The organism is Ensifer sp. 2TAB8 (assembly GCF_052115125.1).
Lineage (GTDB): Bacteria > Pseudomonadota > Alphaproteobacteria > Rhizobiales > Rhizobiaceae > Ensifer.
Map to the genome: position 1 here is coordinate 209,160 of NZ_JBFRGB010000008.1, position 19,907 is coordinate 229,066.

A 19,907-nucleotide genomic window follows, 5' to 3' on the forward strand; every position below is an offset into this window, starting at 1 on the left:
TGCAGCGAATCTTATTCTTTGATCTTCTTGAGAGGTTCTCGCCGGAACTCAAACCTCTTCCCAAGGGTTGGAAGGGCGTTAGAGCAAGCATGCGAGGGCAGACCAGCAGAATCCACGTCAAGAGGAGTCTCGCGATGGAAGAACTGCAGAGCATCACGGTATCTGAGGAGCGGCTCGAGGATTGCCGTGACGTCGTCGAACTGGACCTCCAGCTTTTGATCCGCGAGACGATCGAGTCCGGGTTTTCGGTGGAAGAGGTTCTGATCGCGATCAGCGAACTGGTGGCGGAAGATTTCGCCCACGCCGTCAAGATCGCCAGCGTCCATTAAGACCAGCGTTCACTGCGGAATGCATTGCTGTCCGAAACGGAGCATCTGGTCGCGCAGCGATGGCTCTGCGACGCGCTTGGCCGCTTCCCGATAGTCGAACCAGGCGAGCTTCCGCTCTCCCTTCTCGGGGAATTTCGCTCGCATGCGCGCGACTTCCAGGGGGTGGAGCTGAACCCTGCAGGAAATCTTGAGCCCGTGGTCCAGCCGCTTCTTGTAAAAGTAGTGGCCGAACGGAAATTTCTGGCAGGTGCCTTTCACGCCAGCCTCTTCATAGGCCTCTCTCGCTGCCACCTCGTGCGCGCGCCTTCCCTTCATCGGCCAGCCCTTGGGAATGACCCAGCGACCGGTGTCCCGGCTGGTTATGAGAAGGATTTCCAATGCGTTGTTGCGCACGCGATAACACAAGGCCGCGTATTGCATACGTGGCGGCCGGCGCAGCATCAACTGCACGTCAGCGGCAATTTGGCGTAGAAAATTCACCGGAATACTGTCTCCCTTGTCGCCCGCTTGCGGCAATCGCGCTCTATGCGCCGCGCGCAACATCGACAATAACAACCGGGTGATCGGTTCTGTTCCGCCAACAGGTCGTGCAAAAAGGGAATGGTGCGAGGGATTGGCCGGCCGATTCAAAGCGTAGACAGAATTCGATTGCTGAGTGATCCCCGATAGGTTTTCCTGATCTCGACCTTGTTTTCCAGCGAATCCAGGATCTCGTCGCAGAAATCGATATCGTGAAGCTCACGGATGGTCTGGAGCCCGCCGGGCGTGAAGACGTTGATCTCGAGAAGTTTGTCGCCGACGATATCGAGGCCGACCAGGAACATGCCGTCCTCGACGAGTTTAGGCCGCAGCGTTTCGGCGATCGCCAGCATCTCCTTCGTGACATTGGCTGGCTTTGGCGTGCCGCTGGCGTGGATGTTGGATCGGACGTCTCCCTTGGGTGGCACGCGTCTGAATGCGGCATAGACGTCGCCTCTCTGCAGCGGTCGGCCGTTCATCAGGAACAACCGCGTATCGCCTTCCGATGCCTTCGGTAGGTAACTCTGCACGATCAGATAGCCGACGACGCCAACCGCCTCGACGATCTGCGTGAGATTGCCTTCGGTGCTGGTACCCACCCGGAAGACGTTTTTGCCTCCGGATCCCTGCAACGGCTTGATGATCACGCCTTCGGAGTGGCTGTCGATGAATGTGCGGATTTCTTCGATGTCCTTGGAGATCAAGGTTGTCGGGCGAACGGCCACCGGGAAATCCTGGAAGTAGAGCTTGTCCTGGGCCAGTGCCAGACCGCAGGGATCATTGACGACGATCGTACCACGCTCTGTGGCGAACCGCCCGAAATTGGCTCCGGCATAGGATGCCCAGGGCCGGTTTTCGGCGTCCTCTGACGGGTCATTGCGAAGCAGCAGGACGTCCACGTCTTCAATGTTGACGATGGTCCTGACTGCATCGGCAAGCGCGCGCAAGAGTGTTTCCGGCTTCTTTGGCCGTGTGCCGGCGAACCCGGCCGCACGGACCATTAACGTGTCGTCCGGACGCAGGATGAAGTCGCCAGGCGTGATGTAGAGAACCTCATGCCCGCGAGAGAGGGCGCCGAGAGCCAATGCGGTCGTTGTATAGGCCGGGCTTTCGGTTTCCAGCGTGTTGACGAGGAGAGCAATGCGCATTGGGGCTCCTGGTTTCGGATGGAGGAATTTGATCCCTTTCGCGCCGCGCCAGCCGAATGCGCGGTACATGACCGAAATAGGGCGGCTGCCGGTGGCAGCTACTCCTGCCTATCGCGCCAGGCGGCAATCGGCGTTTTCGTCGCGAGGCCGTCGTCGATGGTGAGCACGCTGTCGAAGAACTCGACCCCGCTTTCGGATTGGATGGAAGAGGTGTCATGCATGACGGCGATTACCGCCGCCTCCGGGCAATGATCCTTGATCGACTGATAAAATCCGCGAACCGCCTCGCTATCGAGGGCGCTCGTCGCCTCGTCGAGGAAAAGCAGGCCTGGTTCCTGCAGCAGGATCCTTGCAAGGACCAGTTTCTGCTTCTCGCCCCCGGACAAAAGCTTGTCCCAGTTCTGCCCTTCGCGACCATCGTTCGAAAGCTCTTCCGTGAATTCTTCGAGCCCGGCTTCCTCCAACGCTGCAATGACAGAGGCGTCGTCATGCGTTTCAGCCGCATCCGGCAAGCAGACGAGGTCTTTCAGGCAAACGCCCTGGAGCTTGACGTCCTGGGCGGCGTAGAGGCTTCGTACCTTCTCCGGCGTCGTGATCGTGCCGCGGCCGTGTGCCCAAAGTCCATTGATGGCCTTGAGAAGCGAGGTCTTTCCACCACCGGATTCTCCGACCACCAAGGTCCACTCCGCGGGAAGGAAGTCCAGTTCGTCAGCGGTCAGAAAAGCTTTGTCGTCGCCGGTGTGCAAGAGCTCGACCGCCTGGATCGTCAAGCCGCGCGCGGCGTCCTGGGTCTCGTACTCGAACACCGAAGGACCGCTACGTGCATAATAATCCTGCGGCTGCTGCACCGTTTCGATCGCTTGCGCAAGTTCGGTGATCCGGTGCGCATCCGCTCGGAGCGTGGCGATATCGGGCATCGCATGGATGAACCACGAGCATTCGTTGATAAGCGCCGTCGCCAGCTCGGCGCCGGTGACGTAATCCTGAAGGCTGATCGTCTTGTCGACATAGGGCAGCAGCCCCGGCGCATAGGCGACGATGCGTGAGCCGATGAAATTGTGCACCAGCTCGAAACCCATGTAGCCGGCGGTTACCCGGTTGAGGCTCGCCCAGGTGTCGTCGATCTCGCGATATCGGCGCCCGTTCACTGCTTTCTGGGCCGGTTCGCCCTTGATCACGGCGACATGAAAACTGCGGTGCAACAGCTGGTTCAACTCGCTGCGATAACTGCCCTCAGCCGATTGGATGCGTATGGAGAGGCCCTGGAGGACGCTGCCGAGCTTGGCTGCGATGAAGGTGTTGAGCGGCACGTATATCGCGATCGCCAGGAACATCAGGCACGCGCTGCCGTAGCTGCCGAGGAGATCGAGCCCTCTGACGGGGCTCGACGTTTCGATCAGTTTTCGCCCGACGAAGCCGAGCGACAGAACGACGCCGGCGATGCCAACGCCGAGACCGATCGCACCGCCGGTCATGCCCTTAATCGCTTCCTGTACCCTCTGGTCGATGTTGTCGGGCGATGAACTCTCGTTCTCGACCGCGGCGCCAAATCCGTTCTGCTGAAGGTGGAAATGGGTGTGGTTGTTATCGAGCAGCGCCCGATTGAAGCGTTCGTCCAGCCACTGGCGCCATTTCCGGTGGAGCGTGGTCGAGAAAAAATGACGGACCGCCGTGAACCCGGCATCCCTGGTGATCGCGATTGCTGCCAAGGTCCCCGCGGTGCTCAGAAGGGATGATGGCGTGGTGGGTACGGTGGGGTGGTGGAAATTGGCGATCCGATTGACGAGTTCGCCCGAGGTCAAGGCAAACCATACGCTTGCTTGCGCCGACAATCCGGTGAGGAGCAGGATGAGAAACGTCAGGCCCCAGGCCTCGCGCCAGCGCTCGGAGAGCCAGTAGGCCAGCAACAGACCCCAGAAGCTGCGCATGGAGGAAACAGGGCTGCTCCGGCGCCGTCGTTCCCGGCCGAGGGTCCATTTGACCAGTGCTGCTGTTCGTTGTGCGTTGCTGCGCACGACCTCACTTAATGCCATCACCATGAACTGGGGCGAGGATCGGGCTTGTCAATTCCGAAGCGTGCGGTGGCAGGTGGACCAGGCTCGTTGCCAATTGCCGATGTCCCTTTATCTCCGCAGCTTACGCGTCGGAGATTGAAATGTCGTCGCGGATCAATTTTGCCAGTTCCCGTTCATCCGTCACGCCGAACTCATACCAACGGATCAAATTCCTGGCTGCGAGCCCGCCCGCGTCACTTTCGGCCTGACAACCTTGCTCGTCGCACCATTCCCTGAGGATGCGGCGCAGCACCATGATGGTTTCCGACGCCATCCCCGGCTTTGGCCAATCCGTCTTCCACATGCGCGCCTTCCAGCGATTGCAGCCTAGCGGTCAACGGACCTCCGGCGTAAAGATCGATCATCAAGTGACGCCTAGTGTTTCTGGTGGGTTCCTGCCCCGAAGTGGCTTCCGCTCGCCAGCCGTCGCGGCCATCGAGTTATGCTTGCTTGGTGAGGCCGCCGCTTCCCTTTGTCGGATTTTTCGGCGGCCTCGAAGCCTTGCGCCTCAAAGGAAATTGAACGCCCGACGCATTTTCGCGTCGAGGTTTAGCGGTTACTCAATTCGAACTAGCCTCCCGGCAGAGTTGCGTGCGCGCCGGGCTTTTGATTGGTTTCGATTGCCTCCGGCACATGGAGGAGTTCAAAAGGAGCCCGGCTCTCGATGCCGGTCTTATTCTCACGGCTCAGGCGGTCGAACACTATGAGATCGCCCGCTACGGCACCTTGAAGACCTGGGCCAAGCAACTTGGGTTGGAAAAAGCGGTGCTTCTGCTGGAGCAGACCCTTCAGGAGGAAGGGGCCGCCGACAAGGCGATTGACCAAGATCGCGTTGTCTGCCGCCAACATTAAGGCGAAAGCTGCGGCCTGACGACGTCAGAATGCGGCGGGTGTGAGCGTGCCTTCCGCGTCAATGCAAGCTGCGAAAGAGAAGCCCGGCGTGAGGCCGGGCTGTTGTGTTCAATCGTGATGCTCGGGCATCGCCTTGAGCTGATCCTTGGTCCATGTGGTCACAGCGTGAACCTCACCGTCTTCGTCACGCATGAAATCAAGATCGGTCGTGGACACCGCGACCGGCTCTGCGCCGATGCCGAGAAAACCGCCGACATCAATGATAACGGTGCCGCCGGCGCCTGCGCCGTGGACGTGGTCCACCTTGCCGACCTTGTCGTCATCTGCCCCATACACAGTCGCACCTTCAAGGGCTGCAGGCGTGAGTTCGGTGGGGCCAAGGCGTACGTGATTGGTGTGACCCATCTTTGTTGCTCCTTTGAAGTGAACGGAGCAAAACCGGCACTGAACCAAACTGTTCCATCACACGGCAATCGCCTGTGAGGTCGCTGACGAGAGAAAGCTAGATCACCGTCGCATTGGCGCGCGGTGTCCGGTACCGGCGGTATTTGGCGGCCGGGGTTATGCCCGCGGGGGCGTGGAGATCTCGATCGGTGCCAGGCTGAGATTGGCCCCTGGCCGGGTAAACGATCCAGCTTTCAGGCAGGTGCATGCAGGCGGACCGGATTGGTCCGGCAGGTTGGTCACGGAAAAGGAGGCCAACCAACTGTTCTATCTGGTGGCAAGCGGCGTGAGAGCCCGGCATCGAGCACGATAACGCCGCGCAGCCTCGCCGGTTGGATCGAGAGGACTCATTCGCAGTCCGCAAGAAGATCGATACGTGCCCGCACGCGGGCAACGCCTTCAGGGATGCGCGCGCCGGGGATCGACGAATAGCCCATGCGGAAATAGCGGCAGGGCTGGTCGCTTCGGGGGAAGAAGGGCGACCCGGCTTCGATCAGCACGCCATCCTGGCGCAGATCGCTGACCAGCCGATCCGCGTCCAGCCCCTCCGGTCCTTCCATCCAGAACGAGGTGCCGCCGAAGGTCGAGGAGCCCGCGACCTTCAGGTTCGCCCTGCGCAGCGACTCCGCCATGATCACGTGGCGCTTGTGATACTCCGTACGCATGCGGTGCAGAACGGCGTCATAGTGGCCGAGCGCCAGGAAATAGGCCGCGGTGCGTTGCAGATGGCCCGGCGGATGCCGCAGCATGAGCGAGCGCAGCGCTCGGGCCTCGCGGATGAACGGCGCGGGCGCGACGAGGTAGCCGAGGCGGAGCCCGGGAAACAGCGATTTGGAGAAGCTGCCAATGTAGAGCACGCGGCCGGAGGGGTCCAAGGCTTTCAGCGCCGGAGAAGGTGGCGCGAGATAGCTGATCTCGAACTCGTAGTCGTCCTCGACGATGACGAAGTCCTTTTCCTCTGCCGCCTGCAGCAGCCGTGTGCGCCGATCGATCGGCATCGTCGCGCCCGTCGGCGAATGGTGGCTCGGCGTCACGAAAACCGCGTCGATGTTTTCCGGCAAGGCATCCGGCGACAGGCCTTCGCTGTCCACGTCGACGGTCGTGACTTTCGCACCGCTGAGCAAGAGCGACGCGCTGATATCGGGATGGCACGGGTTTTCGCAGACCGCGGCGGAGCCCTTCTCCAGGATCAGCCGCGTTACGATCCAAAGGGCATTCTGGGCGCCGACGGTGACGAGGATTTCGTCCGGCGTGGCGTGGATGCCGCGGCGCGGCAGCGTGCGTGAGCAGATGTAGTTGACGAGGCGCACATCGTCGGCAGCGGCAAAGTCACTCGCCATCAGGACGAAATCCTCGCGGGCGAGCGCCCGACGGGCGCAGTCACGCCAGGCATTGAGGTCGAACAGCGTCGGGTCCATCTGGCCATAGAGAAACGGGTAGGGGTAGCGTCGCCAGTCCAGCGGCTTGGGGATCTGCCGCACGACGCCAAAGCTCATCTTGATCTTGCTGCTCCAGTCCACCGGGGTGCTGCCGCCGGATGGACGGTCGCTTTCAAAGTCTCTGCCGGGCGGGTTGTCGGTGATGCGATAGGAACTGCGGTTGACGGCTTCCACATAGCCCTGGGAGATCAGTTCCTGGTAGGCGAGCGTCACCGTGATGCGCGAAATGCGAAGATAGTCGGCGAGCTTGCGCGTCGAGGGCAGGTGTGCCCCTGGCTGTACCCGGCCGGCGAGCACGGCCGAAACGACGGTCTCGCGCAACTGCGCCTGCAAGCCGATCCCGCTTTCGCGTTCGATGAAGAAGATCGTTTCGGAAACGTTCATGCGCACGTGCCGGCCCTCGGTCACTCCAATCTGGATCTATTCAACTTCCAGACTGGATATAACGCAAGCTGCCAAGCGCCTCTATCGTCCTCAACAAGACCGGAAAAACTGGCCAATCAATAATCAACGAGGAGGAACGAAGAATGCTATACGGACATTTCAAACGGCTTGCGGCCGCCGCCAGCATCGTGGCCGGCCTTGCCGCATCCAGTGCGGCTTACGCGGAGACGAAGCTCGTCGTCGGCTATCAGCAGATCGTCGGCCCGTTCGTGGCCGCGATCGCCGACGGCCGTTTCGACGCGGCTGCCAAGGAGGTTGGTTACACGATCGACTGGCGCCAGTTCAGCTCCGCCGGCGACATCACGACGGCGCTCGCCTCGGGCGATGTGCCGATCGGCGTTCTCGGCTCGACCGGTACGGCGTCGGCCGCGACACGTGGCGTTGACCTGCAACTCTTCTGGATCCTCGACAATATCGGCCAATCCGAGGCGCTTGTCGCGCGTGAGGGCTCAGGTATCGAGACGCCTGCCGACCTCAAGGGCAAGAAGGTCGCCGTGCCTTTCGTCTCCACGTCGCACTTCCACCTGCTGGTTGGCATGAACAAGATCTGGAACGTCGATCCGCGCGAGGTGGAAATCCTCAATCTGAAGCCGCCGCAGATCGTGGCCGCCTGGCAGCGCGGCGATATCGATGCGGCATATGTCTGGCCGCCGGCTCTTTCCGAGCTCCAGAAGACCGGCAAGACAATCTCGGATTCCGAGGTCATCGGTGCGGCAAGCGTGCCGACCTTCGACGGGCTGGTGGTCTCCAAGGGTTGGGCAGAGGAAAATCCGAAGCTCATGGAGGCCTTCACCAAGGTCCTGACCGACGCCTATGCGGACTATAATGCCAACAAGGCGGCCTGGACGGAAGACTCGGCCCAGGTCCAGGGCATCGTCAAGCTGATCGGCGGCGACGGTCCGAGCACGGTGGAGGCGCTCCGTCTCCTCGCATTCCCGAACGCGGAGGATCAGGCATCAGACGTCTGGCTCGGTGGCGGCGCCACCCGCGCGCTCAGCGAGAGCGCAAAGTTCCTCGTCGAGCAGAAACAGATCAGCCAGTCGCTCGACGACTATGCGCCCTTCGTCAACGCCAACTTCGCGAAGGCTGCGGCGCAGGCGCAATAGGATATCCTGCAGATTGCGCCGTCCCTGAGGAGCGGACGGCGCACCATCATCGACCCGTGACCGAGGTGCAGGGAGGCATTTCTCATGGAAACACTTAGCGTCAGGAACATCAGTCTGACCTACCCGGGCCTGTACTCGGACCAGGCGATCATCGCCCTCAAAGGCGTCAATCTTACCATCAACAGTGGAGACTTCGTCGTCGCTCTCGGCGCCTCGGGCTGCGGAAAGACGACACTGCTCAACCTGATGGCGGGCTTCATGGCTCCGTCGGAGGGCGACATCACTCTAGGAAACCATCGGGTCAACGGGCCGGGCGCCGAACGCGGCGTGGTCTTCCAGAAGCACGCGCTTCTGCCGTGGCTCAACGTGATGGAAAACACCGAATTCGGCCTCAAGCTGCGTGGCGTCGACAAGGCGACCCGGCGCGATCTGGCGACCAAGAACCTCGCATTGGTCGGTTTGCAGGACTTTCACCGCCACATGATCTATCACCTGTCGGGCGGCATGCAGCAGCGCGTCGGTATTGCCAGGGCGCTGACCTGCGACCCGGCCATGCTCTTGATGGACGAGCCGATGGCAGCACTCGACGCGCTGACGCGTGAAACGATCCAGGAACTGCTGCTCAAGGTCTGGCAGCTCACCAACAAGATGTTTTTCTTCATCACCCACAGCGTCGAGGAGGCTCTGTTCCTCGGCTCGCGGCTGATCGTCATGTCGCCGCGCCCGGGTCGCATCACCCACACCTACGAGCTCAACTTCAACAAGCGGTTCCTCGCCGAGGGCAATGCCCGCGCAATCAAGTCCAGCCCGGAATTCATCCGCATGCGCGAAGAGGTGCTCGGCATCATCTATGGCGACGAACGCGCGTCCGGCAACCCGGAGGTGGCCCATGCTTGACAGAGTGACACGCGCCAAGCCCGTAAAGGCCGGCAAGATCTTCGGCGCGCCCGGTGAAGGCAGCAGCGGCCTGATCAGTTTTTCGACGACGGTCGTCATCGTCGCGCTCTGGTTCCTCGTGACCGAGGGCGGCTGGGTCAAGCCGCTGTTCCTGCCGTCGCCGCTGGCGGTCTGGGACAAGTTCATGCTGGCGATGACCGACGGCGTTTCGAACTCGACGCTGATGCAGCACACACTCGCCAGTATCGGCCGTGTCTTCGGCGCCTTTCTGTTGGCTCTGGTAACGGCTGTGCCGATCGGCGTCCTGATGGGCGTCAACCGCTTCGTGCGCGGACTGTTCGACCCGATCATCGAATTCTACCGGCCGCTGCCGCCGCTTGCCTACCTGCCACTGGTCATCATCTGGCTCGGCATCGGCGAGTTCCCGAAGGTGTTCCTGATCTATCTGGCGATCTTCGCCCCGATGGCGATTGCCGCAAGAGCAGGGGTGCGTTCGGTCTCGACGGAACAGATCCACGCGGCCTATGCGATGGGCGCCACCCGCGGGCAGGTCATCAGTCAGGTGATCATGAAGGCCGCCTTGCCCGAGATCTTCACCGGCATGCGCATCGGCATCGGTGTCGGCTGGACGACCTTGGTGGCGGCGGAAATGGTGGCCGCCAACCGAGGCCTCGGCTTCATGGTTCTGAACGCGGCCGAGAACCTCGAAAGCGATACGGTGATCATGGGCATCTTCATCATCGGCATCTTCGCCTTCGCCTTCGATCTCTTGATCCGCTACCTCGAAAAGGCGCTGATCCCCTGGAAGGGCCGCCTCTAACCAGCGGCCGCACCCAACCCCTCATCTGAATTCGGCCTGGCAGCTTTTTGAAGACGGCATCTCCCGTCTCCGGCGAAGCCATGCCTTGCGACTAGCCAAAGGACAGGACCATGACACTGACGGCGACCGATCTCAAAACCTTGTTCGATGCCTTCAACCGGCACGACATCGATGGCGTCATGCACTTCTTCGCCGAGGATTGCGTGTTCAACGCAGTCGGCGGCCCGGAGGTCTACGGCAACCGGTTCGTCGGCCCCGGTCCGATCGCCGATGCCTTCAGTGGCGTGTGGAAGTCGATGCCGGACGCCGAGTGGGGCAACCACAGCCACTTCGTACAGGGGGACAGGGGCGTCTCCGAATGGACCTTCTCCGGCACGGCCGCCGATGGCAGCCGCATCGAGGCCGAGGGCTGTGACCTCTTCACCTTCCGCAACGGCAAGATCGTGCGCAAGCAGGCGTTCCGCAAGAACCGCCCGGTCCTGCAGCCCCGCTACTGATGGCCTGGAGCAAGAGCCATGCAACTGCACGCCACTTCTCTGAAGACTGCAAGGCAGCCGTTCGATCCCGCCTATGACCCCAACCATGACCGCAGCCCCGGTCGAGGCAAGGACTATGCGCCGACCTACTGGATCGGCACCGCCGGGCCGGAGCCGGAGGACGACGGCCCGGTCACGCGGGACATCGATGTCGATGTCGCGATCATCGGATCGGGCTATACCGGTCTCTCCTGCGCCATCCATCTGGCGCGCGAGCACGGCATCAAGGCCACTGTGCTGGAGGCCAATGGCGTTGCCTGGGGCTGCAGCACGCGCAACGGCGGACAGGCGCAGATCTCCGCCGGTCGCCTGAAGCGCTCGCAATGGATCGCCCGCTGGGGCGTTGACGTTGCGCGGAAAATGCACGCGGAGATTTCCGAGGGCTTCGACCTCTTTCGCTCGCTGATCCGCGAGCCGGAAATCGACTGCGACCCGCAGGATGGCGGCCATCTCTACATCGCCCATCGTGACAAGATGCTGCCGGCGCTGGAAAACGAGGCCCGCGTCCTCAACGATACCTTCGGCTACCGTGCCCGCATGGTCTCGCGCGACGAAATCCACCTCGATTTCGTCCGTGACGAGGAAGCGCGCGGCGCCATGTACGAGCCCGACGGCATGGGTATCCATGCGGCCAAGCTCGCCTTCGGCTATCTGAGGCTTGCCCGCAAGCTGGGCGCGAAGGTGCATACGTCGAGCCCGGTGCTGAGCTGCACTGCCAAGGGCGGCGTGCATTACCTGACCACGCCTGGCGGAACGGTGCGGGCTCGTGCCGTCTGCATCGCAACGGCCGGCTACACATCGCCGGGCATGAATGCGCTCACCCGCCATCGGCTGATGCCGATCCTGTCGAACTCGATCGTCACGCGGCCGCTGACGAAGGGCGAGCAGCAGGCGCTGAACTTCAAGGCGCGCATCCCGCTCACCGATACGCGAACGCTCCGCCACTACTATCGCATGCTGCCGGACGGACGGGTGCAGATCGGTAGCCGCAGCGCCATTACCGGGCGCGACGCGAGCAATCCGAAACATCTCGAACTGCTGCTTGCCGGCCTCTACCGCAAGTTCCCGGCGCTTCGCGGCATCGATATCGACTACTCCTGGTGGGGTTGGGTGGATGTCAGCCACGACATGATGCCGCGCATCTTCCAGCCGGACCCGGCGCAGAGGCTGTTCTATGCCATGGGCTATGGTGGCAACGGCGTCATGTATTCCGCCCAGGCCGGCCGCCGCATGGCCCAGATGGTCGCTGGCAAAGGCGGCGGCCTCGACCTTCCCATCTTCACTTCGCCCCTACCGGGTCACGGGCTTCTGACGCCGTTCCGTCGGCTCGGCCAATGGGGAATGTACCGCTGGTACTACCTCCGCGACGAGATCCTCTAACACTTTGAAATAATACCAGGAAAGGAACCATCCCCATGAAAATGACCACCGAGGAAGCCTTCGTCAAAGTCTTGCAGATGCATGGCCTCGAACATGCCTTCGGCATCATCGGCTCGGCCATGATGCCGGTGTCGGACCTGTTCCCGAAGGCCGGCATCAAGTTCTGGGACTGCGCCCATGAGACCAATGCCGGCATGATGGCTGACGGCTTCAGCCGCGCGACAGGCACGATGTCGGTTGCGATCGGCCAGAACGGCCCTGGCGTCACCGGCTTCATCACCGCGATCAAGACCGCCTACTGGAATCATACGCCGCTTCTGATGGTGACGCCGCAGGCCGCCAACAAGACGATCGGGCAGGGCGGTTTTCAGGAAGTCGACCAGATGGCGATGTTCGAGGAAATGGTCTGCTACCAGGAAGAAGTGCGCGATCCGTCGCGTATACCCGAGGTCCTGAACCGCGTCATCGAAAAGGCCTGGCGCGGCTGTGCCCCGGCGCAGATCAACATCCCGCGCGACTACTGGACCCAGGTGATTGATGTCGACCTGCCGGCGATCGTTCGCTTCGAGCGCCCGGCCGGCGGCCCGCAGGCGATCGCGGAAGCGGCCAAGTTGCTATCCGAGGCAAAGTTCCCCGTTATCCTCAACGGTGCCGGCGTCGTCATCGGCAATGCCATCTCCGATTCCATGAAGCTCGCCGAACGGCTCGACGCGCCGGTCTGCTGCGGCTACCAGCACAATGATGCCTTCCCGGGCAGCCATCGTCTTGCGGTCGGCCCGCTCGGCTATAACGGTTCGAAGGCGGCGATGGAGTTGATCTCCAAGGCCGACGTCGTGCTGGCGCTCGGCACGAGGCTCAATCCCTTCTCGACGCTTCCGGGCTACGGCATCGACTATTGGCCGAAGAACGCTTCGATCATCCAGGTCGACATCAACGCCGACCGGATCGGCCTCACCAAGAAGGTGTCGGTCGGCATCTGTGGCGATGCCAAGCAGGTCGCCCGCCAGATCCTGGAACTGCTCTCGCCGACTGCCGGTGATGCCGGCCGCGAGGAACGCAAGGCTGCGATCCACCAGACCCGCTCTGCCTGGCAGCAGCAGCTTTCCTCGATGGACCACGAGGACGACGATCCGGGCACGGAATGGAACGAAAGCGCACGTTCGCGCGAGCCGAACCGGATGTCGCCGCGCCAGGCCTGGCGGGCAATCCAGGCGGCCCTGCCGAAGGAGGCGATCATCTCCACCGACATCGGCAATAACTGCGCCATTGGCAACGCCTATCCGACCTTCGAAGCCGGCCGGAAGTATCTCGCTCCGGGCATGTTCGGGCCCTGCGGCTATGGCTTCCCGTCGATCGTCGGCGCCAAAATCGGTTGCCCTGATGTGCCGGTCGTCGGCTTTGCCGGTGACGGTGCCTTCGGTATCTCCATGAACGAAATGGGCTCGATCGGCCGCGAGGGTTGGCCGGCGATCACCATGGTTATCTTCCGCAACTACCAATGGGGTGCTGAAAAGCGCAACACGACGCTCTGGTACGCCAACAACTTCGTCGGCACTGAGCTCAACCCCAATCTCTCCTACGCCAAGGTGGCAGAAGGCTGCGGGCTGAAGGGGGTTGCGGTCGACAACACGGCAGCACTGACCGAGGCGTTGTCCACGGCGATCACTGACCAGAAGAACGGCGTGACGACTTTCATCGAAGTCATCCTCAACCAGGAGCTCGGCGAACCCTTCCGCCGCGACGCGATGAAGAAGCCGGTGCCGGTTGCCGGCATCGACCGCGCCGACATGCGCCCGCAGAAGCGGGCCTGATCCCTCGTTCTAAAACAAGCTCCGCCCGGTGCCCCCGGGCGGAGCAAAGCCTCCCGCAAATGACCGGAACAGAACCATGACCTTCGTCGCCTCCGTCCACGAACGCTTCCGAAGCGTGCCCTCCGGCTTTGCAGCCTATTGGCCGGGCTTTGCCGTTACCGCGGCGGTGGCCGTCGCCGCCCAGTTTCTCTCCGACCATTACGGCGCGCCGGCCATGCTGATGGCGCTGCTGCTCGGCATCGCCTTTCACTTCCTGTCAGAGGAAGGGCGCTGCGTCGCCGGTATCGATTTCTGCGCCAAAAAGGTGCTGCGCATCGGCGTGGCGCTGCTCGGTATGCGCATCAGCGTCGATTTGCTGATCGGGCTTGGCGCAAGCACGATCCTGCTGCTCATCTCGGCCATCGCCGCGACCATCGGCTTCGGGTTGCTTGCCGCAAAACTGCTCGGCCGTGGCTGGCGACTGGCGCTCATCACCAGCGGCTCGGTTGCCATCTGCGGCGCGTCGGCGGCCATGGCGATCGCCGCCGTTCTTCCGAAGAACGAGTTTTCCGAGCGCAATCTGATCTTCACCGTGCTTTCGGTGACGGTGCTCTCCACGCTTGCGATGATCGCCTATCCGATCCTCGCCCAGACCATGGGGCTCGATGCGCGCGCCACCGGCATCTTCTTCGGCGGCACCATCCATGACGTCGCCCAGGTCGTCGGCGCCGGCTTCTCGGTCTCGCCGGAGGCGGGCGAGACGGCGACGCTCGTCAAGCTGATCCGCGTAACCATGCTGGCGCCCGTCGTCCTCATCTTCTCGCTGTCGCTGCGCAAAGTGCCGCAGCCGGAAGGCGAAACCGGCAAGCGCCCGCCGCTGCTGCCCGGCTTCGTCGTCGCCTTCCTGATCTTTGCGGCTATGAACTCTTTCGGTTTCGTTCCGGAAATGGTCGCCAAGGCCGGCATGGAGACGTCGCGTTGGGCGCTGCTCGCCGGCATCGTCGCCGTCGGCATGCGCACCTCGCTTCGCCGTGTGCTCGACGTCGGCGGCGATGCCGTCGCGCTGATCGTCGCCGAAACCGTGTTCATCGCCCTCTTCATCCTCGTCGGCATTCACTATCTGGGGCACGCCTGATGAAACCGCTCGATCGCATTCTCGAAGCCGCCAAGGCCGCGCCGCGCCATATCGTGCTCGCCGAAGGGGAGGATCCGCGTATCGTCGAAGGTGCCCTGCGCGCCGTTCGGGCCGGTATTGCGGAGATCTCCCTGATCGGTAATCGAAACGTGGTCGAGGAACGGCTGGAGGAGGCCGGTGGCCAGTCGGACGAAGTCCGCATCGAGGATCCCACTTCGTCCGCGCTCACGCCGCGCCTCGTCGCGGCCTACCACGCGCTGCGTCGCAACAAAGGCGTTGACGAGGTGGCCGCTTCGGCAGCCGTGCGTTCGCCGCTCGTCTTTGCCGCCATGATGGTGCGCGAGGATGAGGCCGATGGAACAGTCGGCGGTGCTGTCGCCACCACCGCCGATACGGTGCGTGCCGCACTCCAGACCATTGGCCGCGCACCGGATGTCGGCCTGGTTTCGAGCTTCTTCCTGATGATGCTGTGCGCGCCGCACCACGCCAAGAAGGGCGCTTTCGTCTTTGCCGATTGCGGGCTGGTGGTGGACCCGGACGCGGCGGGTCTGGCCGATATCGCCGTGACTTCGGCGCGTTCCTTCGAGGCGCTTTCCGGCAAGTCGGCGAAGGTGGCGATGCTCTCGTTCTCGACCGCCGGCAGTGCTGCGCATGAACGCGTTTCCAAGGTGGTGGAGGCAACGCGGCTCGCGCATGCGGCCGCGCCAGGGCTGGTGATCGACGGCGAGTTGCAGTTCGATACCGCCTTCGTCGAGGCCGTCAGCGCGGCCAAGGCACCCAACTCGGCCCTTCATGGCGAGGCCAATGTCTTCGTCTTCCCGAACCTCGATGCGGCAAACATCGGCTACAAGATCGCCCAGCGGATCGGCGGAGCCACCGCCATCGGCCCGATCCTGCAGGGGCTCGCTAAGCCCGCCAACGATCTCTCGCGTGGGTGCAATGCCGATGACGTGTTCCACATGATCGCCGTCACCGTCGTTCAGGCTTCTAGTTGATAAGTGTTTATCGCACGCCAGCCCATCGTTCGGGCAGTGCTGTGCCGTAAGCTTGGTGCAGCCTAGGTCGCCCGGTGCGCCAGTTTACGCGCGATGTCGAAGAAGGCGCTGACGAGCTTGCCGTTGCTGCGCTCGCGCAGACAGATCAGTGCTTCATCCATCAGCATCTCCGGCGCGTCGATCCGGATGGGAACGAGGCGGCTGTCCTGGCCGAACTCGGCCGAGGAAACGAAGCCGACACCGCCGCCTGCCGCAACGATCTCGCGTACGGCCTCGCGTCCCTCGGCTTCGATGAGCGGCGTGAGAGACGCGCCGCATTGCTGGGCCATCGCCTCGAGCTTCTGCCGCGTCTTGGAACCCTGCTCGCGCATGACGAGCGGGTGTCCGGCAAGCTCGGCGAGGGTAACCGTTTTCCGGCCCGCGAGCGGGTAGTCGCGGCTGGCAAACGCGATGATCGGCGTGGAGTTGAGTTTCAGGATGTCGAAGTCGCTCGATTGCGGGATTTCTCCGAGAACGCCGATATCCGCCTCATAGGCGTGCAGGCTGGTGATGACCGTTTCGGTGTTGCCGGAATCGATCGAGACCTGCACCGTCGGATAGGTGCGCCGGAAGGCGGCGAGGATGTGCAGCAGATGGTGGGCGGCGTCGGCTACGATGCGAAGCTTTCCGGCCCTGAGCGCCCGCGATTCCGAGAGAAGATCCAGGGCCTGCTGCTCGACATCGAACATGCGACGCGTGACTTCGAGAAGCTGCTGGCCGGCCTGGGTCAGCGTCACCTGCTTCTTGTTCCGGTTGAAGAGGAGGACATCGTATTCCTCTTCGAGCTTGCGCACCTGATCCGAGACGGCGGGCTGGGTGAGGAAGAGGGCTTCGGCTGCGCGCGAGAAGCCACCATGGATGGCCACATTGTGGAAGGCGCGAAGCTGGACATAGCGCATGCGTACGACGCCTTTTGAATAGATTTGATCTATGGTTTGATTAAAACGAACGATTTGATTTATGTAAAGTGGCAGCGGATAGTTTTCGGATTGCATCTCTTTCCGGAGCGCGCCCATGAACCTCCCGGCTGTCGCCCTCGAGCTTGCCGCCGCCACTGTCCTTTTGCTCTACGCCGTCAGTCTCGTGAAGAAGGGCGTCGAGGCCGCGGCAGGCGACATCGTTGCGCGCACCGTCGGCGGTGCGGGGGGACGACCACGGGCAGCCATCTGCGGCTGTGCTGTTGCTATTGCCCTGCAAAGCTCGACGGCGGTTGCCATGCTTGCCGCCGGCTTTGCCGTTAGTGGCGCACTGGCGCTTGATACCGGTCTGGCGGTGCTGCTTGGTGCCGATCTCGGCTCGGCGCTCGTCGTCAAGATCCTGTCCTTCGACCTGCACTGGCTGGCACCACTTCTGATCGCGATTGGCGGTCTCGCACATCTGAAGGCATCGACCCGCAAGACCGTCGAAGGGGGGCGCGCCGTGCTCGGTATCGGTCTGCTGCTGCTTTCGCTGCAGATGATCAGCCATGCGACGCAGCCGCTTTCGCAAAGTCCGCTGCTGCCTTCCGTCGTCGCCTTTGTCGGCAAGGATGCGCTGACGGTGATGATCCTTGCCGCCCTCTTCACCTGGGCGCTGCACTCCAGCGTCGCCGCGATCCTGCTGATCCTGACCTTCGCCGTGAAGGGCATCGTGCCCCTGGATGTTGGTATTCCGCTGGTACTCGGCGTCAACATCGGCGGCGGGCTCATAGCGCTCTGGCTGACCCGCGGCCTGCCGGTCGATGGCCGGCGCCTGCCGCTTGGAAATCTCCTCTTCCGTGCCCTGTTCGGTGCGATGATCTTTGGCCTCTTTGCGCTGCATTCTCCATTTGACTGGCTTCCGGGTGAGACGGTTGCCGGCAAGCTCGTCAATCTGCATGTGCTCTTCAACGCAGCCCTGGTTCTCGTCGGGGTGATCTTCTGCGGCCCGATGGCGCGCCTCGTTCGGCTGTTTTTGCCGGAGGCCGCCGGTGCCAATGATCGTACGGCTCATGTCAGCGCCCTCGACCCGGCGCTGATCGACAAGCCGGCGCAGGCGCTCGCGGCTGCGGCGCGCGAGGTGCTCCACATGGGCAATCTCATCGCCCGGATGCTGGAGCCCGTCATGACGGTCATTCACGCGCCGACACCCCAGGCGGTCAAGGCGCTCAGAAGCATCGACGGCGACATCCACCTGGCCCACAGCGCAATCAAGCTCTACATCGCAGCCGTCAATCGCGGCATCCTGACCGAAGACCAATCGCGACGCGGCATCGAACTCACTGAGGCGGCGATCCATCTCGAATATGCCGGCGACGTCGTCGCAAAGAGCCTTCTACAGATGGCCGAGGAGCGGCTTGCGGGCGCAGGCACGTTCTCGCAGGAGGGATGGCGTGAACTCACCTTGCTGCACGCGGCCGTGTCTTCCAACGTCAGGCTTGCCGCTAATCTTCTTGTCTCCCCCGATCCGGTGATCGCGCGCGAAATGGTTCGGCAGAAGGAGCATGTGCGTCGCCTGGTCGAAGAAAGCAGCAAGAGCCATCTTGAACGGCTTCGCCAAGGTGTCGCGACCAGCATCCTGTCGAGCGACATGCATCTCGAGATCGTTCGGGCGCTGAAGGAGGTCAATTCGCTGGTGACGACCATGGCCTATCCGCGGCTGCGCGAGAGCGGAGACCTTCTGGAAAGCCGGCTCGTGCCCGCTGCCTAGATGTATAAATTGGAACGATAGATTGATACAAAAGAACGATTTTACAGATGGATGTTTCCGCCCCATTGTCGTTCTCGAACACGCCAACCGCGAGGACGGACAATGCCAAACACCGCTTCTGACAGAACCATCGCGCCTCTGGAAATGCCGAGACTCGGCGAACCTTATCTCTTGACGCCCGGCCCGCTGACGACGGCCTATCAGGTCAAGGAAGCCATGCTGCGGGACTGGGGGTCCTGGGATGGCGATTTCCGGGCAATGACCGCCAAGCTCCGCCAGGAACTGCTCGAGATTGCCGGCGATGCCAAGGGTGAGTTCGATTGCGTGCCGATGCAGGGCAGCGGCTCGTTTTCGGTCGAGGCGATGCTCGGCAGCTTCGTCCCAAAGGATGGCAAGGTGCTGGTGCTGATGAACGGCGCCTATGGCAAGCGCATCGCCCAGACGCTCTCTTATCTCGGTCGCGATCATGTGACGATCGACAAGGGTGACTACATGCCGCCGCGCGGTCCGGAGGTTGCAGCGGCACTCGATGCCGACCCTGATATCACCCACGTCGTGGTCGTCCATTGCGAGACGAGCTCCGGCATCCTCAATCCGCTGAAGGAGATTTCCGACACGGTCTACTCCCGCGGCCGCAGGTTGCTGGTCGATTCCATGAGTGCCTTCGGCGCGGTGCCGGCCGGCATTGGCGATTTCCGCTACGAGGCGATCGTTTCTTCCGCCAACAAGTGCATCGAGGGTGTGCCCGGCTTCGGCTTTGTCATCGCCCGCAAGAGCGAGCTGGAGGCCGCAAAGGGGCGCAGCCATTCGCTGAGCCTCGATGTGCATGCCCAGTGGGACTACATGAACAAGACGGGCCAGTGGCGCTTCACACCGCCGACCCATGTGGTCGCGGCCTTCCTGGAAGCCTTGCGCCTGCATCGGGAAGAGGGGGGTGTCGCCGGCCGTGGAGCCCGCTATGCCCGAAACCGCGATGTGATGGTCGCCGGCATGCGCGAGGCCGGCTTTGAGACGTTGCTTGCCGATCAGTGGCTGTCGCCGATCATCGTCACCTTCTTCAGCCCGGCTCATCCTGCCTTCGCTTTCGATCGCTTCTACGACCTGATGAAGGACAAGGGTTTCATCATCTATCCCGGCAAGCTGACCGTGGTCGACAGTTTCCGCGTCGGCTGCATCGGCCGCATGGACGAGCATGTCATGCGCCGCGTGGTCGAAGCCGCCCGCTACTCACTCTCCGAAATGGGCGTCGACAGCGCCGCTCCCCCGGCCGTCGCCCTTGAAGAACGCCGCCGTCTCGCCGCCTGAATTGAGGA

18 protein-coding genes and 1 pseudogene are annotated in these 19,907 nt (G+C 62.5%); 12 read left to right on the forward strand and 7 right to left on the reverse strand.

The window, feature by feature from the left end:
• Nucleotides 1–134 precede the first annotated feature (134 nt).
• On the forward strand, nucleotides 135–329 hold the full coding sequence (locus tag AB4Z53_RS15995; RefSeq protein WP_113539703.1) for a hypothetical protein: 195 nt from the start codon (nucleotides 135–137) through the stop codon (nucleotides 327–329).
• Nucleotides 330–338: 9 nt separating this feature from the next.
• Here AB4Z53_RS15995 and AB4Z53_RS16000 read toward each other — a convergent pair whose 3' ends face one another.
• From AB4Z53_RS16000 to AB4Z53_RS16015, 4 genes are all read right to left on the reverse strand, one after another.
• Nucleotides 339–809 carry an NUDIX hydrolase gene (locus tag AB4Z53_RS16000; protein ID WP_441596634.1) on the reverse strand — a complete coding sequence of 157 codons (471 nt, stop codon included), beginning with the start codon at nucleotides 807–809 and terminating at the stop codon, nucleotides 339–341.
• A 146-nt stretch (nucleotides 810–955) separates the two neighbouring features.
• Complete coding sequence (locus AB4Z53_RS16005) at nucleotides 956–1,996, reverse strand: glutathione synthetase (RefSeq protein WP_441596599.1); 1,041 nt, start codon at nucleotides 1,994–1,996, stop codon at nucleotides 956–958.
• Between the two features lie 98 nt (nucleotides 1,997–2,094).
• Nucleotides 2,095–3,924, reverse strand: a complete 1,830-nt coding sequence (locus AB4Z53_RS16010) for an ABC transporter ATP-binding protein/permease (RefSeq protein ID WP_441596600.1) — start codon at nucleotides 3,922–3,924, stop codon at nucleotides 2,095–2,097.
• Nucleotides 3,925–4,132: 208 nt separating this feature from the next.
• Nucleotides 4,133–4,354 carry a hypothetical protein gene (locus AB4Z53_RS16015; RefSeq protein WP_441596601.1) on the reverse strand — a complete coding sequence of 74 codons (222 nt, stop codon included), beginning with the start codon at nucleotides 4,352–4,354 and terminating at the stop codon, nucleotides 4,133–4,135.
• Nucleotides 4,355–4,683: 329 nt separating this feature from the next.
• Between AB4Z53_RS16015 and AB4Z53_RS16020 the strand changes: the two are divergent.
• Nucleotides 4,684–4,921: pseudogene (locus tag AB4Z53_RS16020) on the forward strand (YciE/YciF ferroxidase family protein); the annotation flags it as partial.
• Between the two features lie 89 nt (nucleotides 4,922–5,010).
• Here AB4Z53_RS16020 and AB4Z53_RS16025 read toward each other — a convergent pair.
• Together AB4Z53_RS16025 and pdxR are read right to left on the reverse strand one after the other, a co-directional pair.
• Nucleotides 5,011–5,307 carry a PRC-barrel domain-containing protein gene (locus AB4Z53_RS16025; RefSeq protein ID WP_441596602.1) on the reverse strand — a complete coding sequence of 99 codons (297 nt, stop codon included), beginning with the start codon at nucleotides 5,305–5,307 and terminating at the stop codon, nucleotides 5,011–5,013.
• A gap of 386 nt (nucleotides 5,308–5,693) precedes the next feature.
• The gene (gene pdxR / locus AB4Z53_RS16030) at nucleotides 5,694–7,169 is read right to left on the reverse strand and encodes a MocR-like pyridoxine biosynthesis transcription factor PdxR (RefSeq protein WP_441596603.1); all 1,476 of its coding nucleotides are present in this window, start codon (nucleotides 7,167–7,169) and stop codon (nucleotides 5,694–5,696) included.
• 143 nt (nucleotides 7,170–7,312) lie between these two features.
• On the opposite strand from pdxR, the gene tauA reads away from it, so the two are divergent.
• The 8 genes from tauA (at nucleotide 7,313) to pta (ending at nucleotide 15,888) form a co-directional block, all read left to right on the forward strand.
• A complete protein-coding gene (tauA, locus tag AB4Z53_RS16035; protein ID WP_441596604.1) occupies nucleotides 7,313–8,335 on the forward strand; it encodes a taurine ABC transporter substrate-binding protein in 1,023 nt (340 codons plus the stop codon).
• Nucleotides 8,336–8,419: 84 nt separating this feature from the next.
• The gene (locus AB4Z53_RS16040; RefSeq protein WP_223729370.1) at nucleotides 8,420–9,232 is read left to right on the forward strand and encodes a taurine ABC transporter ATP-binding protein; all 813 of its coding nucleotides are present in this window, start codon (nucleotides 8,420–8,422) and stop codon (nucleotides 9,230–9,232) included.
• Nucleotides 9,225–10,052, forward strand: coding sequence for an ABC transporter permease subunit (locus AB4Z53_RS16045; RefSeq protein WP_441596605.1), 828 nt, complete (start codon nucleotides 9,225–9,227; stop codon nucleotides 10,050–10,052). Before AB4Z53_RS16040 ends, AB4Z53_RS16045 begins: the two co-directional genes overlap by 8 nt.
• Nucleotides 10,053–10,168: 116 nt before the next feature.
• On the forward strand, nucleotides 10,169–10,549 hold the full coding sequence (locus tag AB4Z53_RS16050; RefSeq protein ID WP_441596635.1) for a nuclear transport factor 2 family protein: 381 nt from the start codon (nucleotides 10,169–10,171) through the stop codon (nucleotides 10,547–10,549).
• Nucleotides 10,550–10,567: 18 nt separating this feature from the next.
• Nucleotides 10,568–11,968, forward strand: coding sequence for an NAD(P)/FAD-dependent oxidoreductase (locus tag AB4Z53_RS16055; protein WP_441596606.1), 1,401 nt, complete (start codon nucleotides 10,568–10,570; stop codon nucleotides 11,966–11,968).
• Between the two features lie 35 nt (nucleotides 11,969–12,003).
• Nucleotides 12,004–13,779 carry a sulfoacetaldehyde acetyltransferase gene (xsc, locus tag AB4Z53_RS16060; RefSeq protein ID WP_113539693.1) on the forward strand — a complete coding sequence of 592 codons (1,776 nt, stop codon included), beginning with the start codon at nucleotides 12,004–12,006 and terminating at the stop codon, nucleotides 13,777–13,779.
• A gap of 76 nt (nucleotides 13,780–13,855) precedes the next feature.
• Nucleotides 13,856–14,893 carry a YeiH family protein gene (locus AB4Z53_RS16065; protein WP_113539692.1) on the forward strand — a complete coding sequence of 346 codons (1,038 nt, stop codon included), beginning with the start codon at nucleotides 13,856–13,858 and terminating at the stop codon, nucleotides 14,891–14,893.
• The gene (gene pta / locus AB4Z53_RS16070) at nucleotides 14,893–15,888 is read left to right on the forward strand and encodes a phosphate acetyltransferase (protein WP_113539691.1); all 996 of its coding nucleotides are present in this window, start codon (nucleotides 14,893–14,895) and stop codon (nucleotides 15,886–15,888) included. The genes AB4Z53_RS16065 and pta overlap by 1 nt, the downstream gene beginning before the upstream one ends.
• Before the next feature lie 62 nt (nucleotides 15,889–15,950).
• Here pta and AB4Z53_RS16075 read toward each other — a convergent pair whose 3' ends face one another.
• Nucleotides 15,951–16,826, reverse strand: coding sequence for a LysR substrate-binding domain-containing protein (locus AB4Z53_RS16075; protein WP_113539854.1), 876 nt, complete (start codon nucleotides 16,824–16,826; stop codon nucleotides 15,951–15,953).
• Between the two features lie 115 nt (nucleotides 16,827–16,941).
• On the opposite strand from AB4Z53_RS16075, the gene AB4Z53_RS16080 reads away from it, so the two are divergent.
• Together AB4Z53_RS16080 and AB4Z53_RS16085 are read left to right on the forward strand one after the other, a co-directional pair.
• On the forward strand, nucleotides 16,942–18,594 hold the full coding sequence (locus tag AB4Z53_RS16080) for a Na/Pi cotransporter family protein (protein WP_441596607.1): 1,653 nt from the start codon (nucleotides 16,942–16,944) through the stop codon (nucleotides 18,592–18,594).
• Between the two features lie 102 nt (nucleotides 18,595–18,696).
• Nucleotides 18,697–19,899: a 2-aminoethylphosphonate--pyruvate transaminase gene (locus AB4Z53_RS16085; protein ID WP_441596608.1), complete on the forward strand. Its 1,203-nt coding sequence runs from the start codon at nucleotides 18,697–18,699 to the stop codon at nucleotides 19,897–19,899.
• The last annotated feature ends 8 nt before the right edge of the window (nucleotides 19,900–19,907 follow it).

Excerpts from the sequence above, each read along its gene's own strand:
- AB4Z53_RS16025 (WP_441596602.1), bottom strand. The coding sequence starts at position 5,307 with ATGGGTCACACCAATCACGTACGCCTTGGCCCCACCGAACTCACGCCT.
- AB4Z53_RS16075 (WP_113539854.1), bottom strand. The coding sequence starts at position 16,826 with ATGCGCTATGTCCAGCTTCGCGCCTTCCACAATGTGGCCATCCATGGT.
- tauA (WP_441596604.1), top strand. The coding sequence starts at position 7,313 with ATGCTATACGGACATTTCAAACGGCTTGCGGCCGCCGCCAGCATCGTG.
- AB4Z53_RS16045 (WP_441596605.1), top strand. The coding sequence starts at position 9,225 with ATGCTTGACAGAGTGACACGCGCCAAGCCCGTAAAGGCCGGCAAGATC.
- AB4Z53_RS16055 (WP_441596606.1), top strand. The coding sequence starts at position 10,568 with ATGCAACTGCACGCCACTTCTCTGAAGACTGCAAGGCAGCCGTTCGAT.
- AB4Z53_RS16015 (WP_441596601.1), bottom strand. The coding sequence starts at position 4,354 with ATGTGGAAGACGGATTGGCCAAAGCCGGGGATGGCGTCGGAAACCATC.
- AB4Z53_RS15995 (WP_113539703.1), top strand. The coding sequence starts at position 135 with ATGGAAGAACTGCAGAGCATCACGGTATCTGAGGAGCGGCTCGAGGAT.
- AB4Z53_RS16010 (WP_441596600.1), bottom strand. The coding sequence starts at position 3,924 with ATGCGCAGCTTCTGGGGTCTGTTGCTGGCCTACTGGCTCTCCGAGCGC.
- AB4Z53_RS16080 (WP_441596607.1), top strand. The coding sequence starts at position 16,942 with ATGAACCTCCCGGCTGTCGCCCTCGAGCTTGCCGCCGCCACTGTCCTT.
- AB4Z53_RS16005 (WP_441596599.1), bottom strand. The coding sequence starts at position 1,996 with ATGCGCATTGCTCTCCTCGTCAACACGCTGGAAACCGAAAGCCCGGCC.
- AB4Z53_RS16085 (WP_441596608.1), top strand. The coding sequence starts at position 18,697 with ATGCCAAACACCGCTTCTGACAGAACCATCGCGCCTCTGGAAATGCCG.
- AB4Z53_RS16065 (WP_113539692.1), top strand. The coding sequence starts at position 13,856 with ATGACCTTCGTCGCCTCCGTCCACGAACGCTTCCGAAGCGTGCCCTCC.
- xsc (WP_113539693.1), top strand. The coding sequence starts at position 12,004 with ATGAAAATGACCACCGAGGAAGCCTTCGTCAAAGTCTTGCAGATGCAT.
- pdxR (WP_441596603.1), bottom strand. The coding sequence starts at position 7,169 with ATGAACGTTTCCGAAACGATCTTCTTCATCGAACGCGAAAGCGGGATC.
- pta (WP_113539691.1), top strand. The coding sequence starts at position 14,893 with ATGAAACCGCTCGATCGCATTCTCGAAGCCGCCAAGGCCGCGCCGCGC.
- AB4Z53_RS16040 (WP_223729370.1), top strand. The coding sequence starts at position 8,420 with ATGGAAACACTTAGCGTCAGGAACATCAGTCTGACCTACCCGGGCCTG.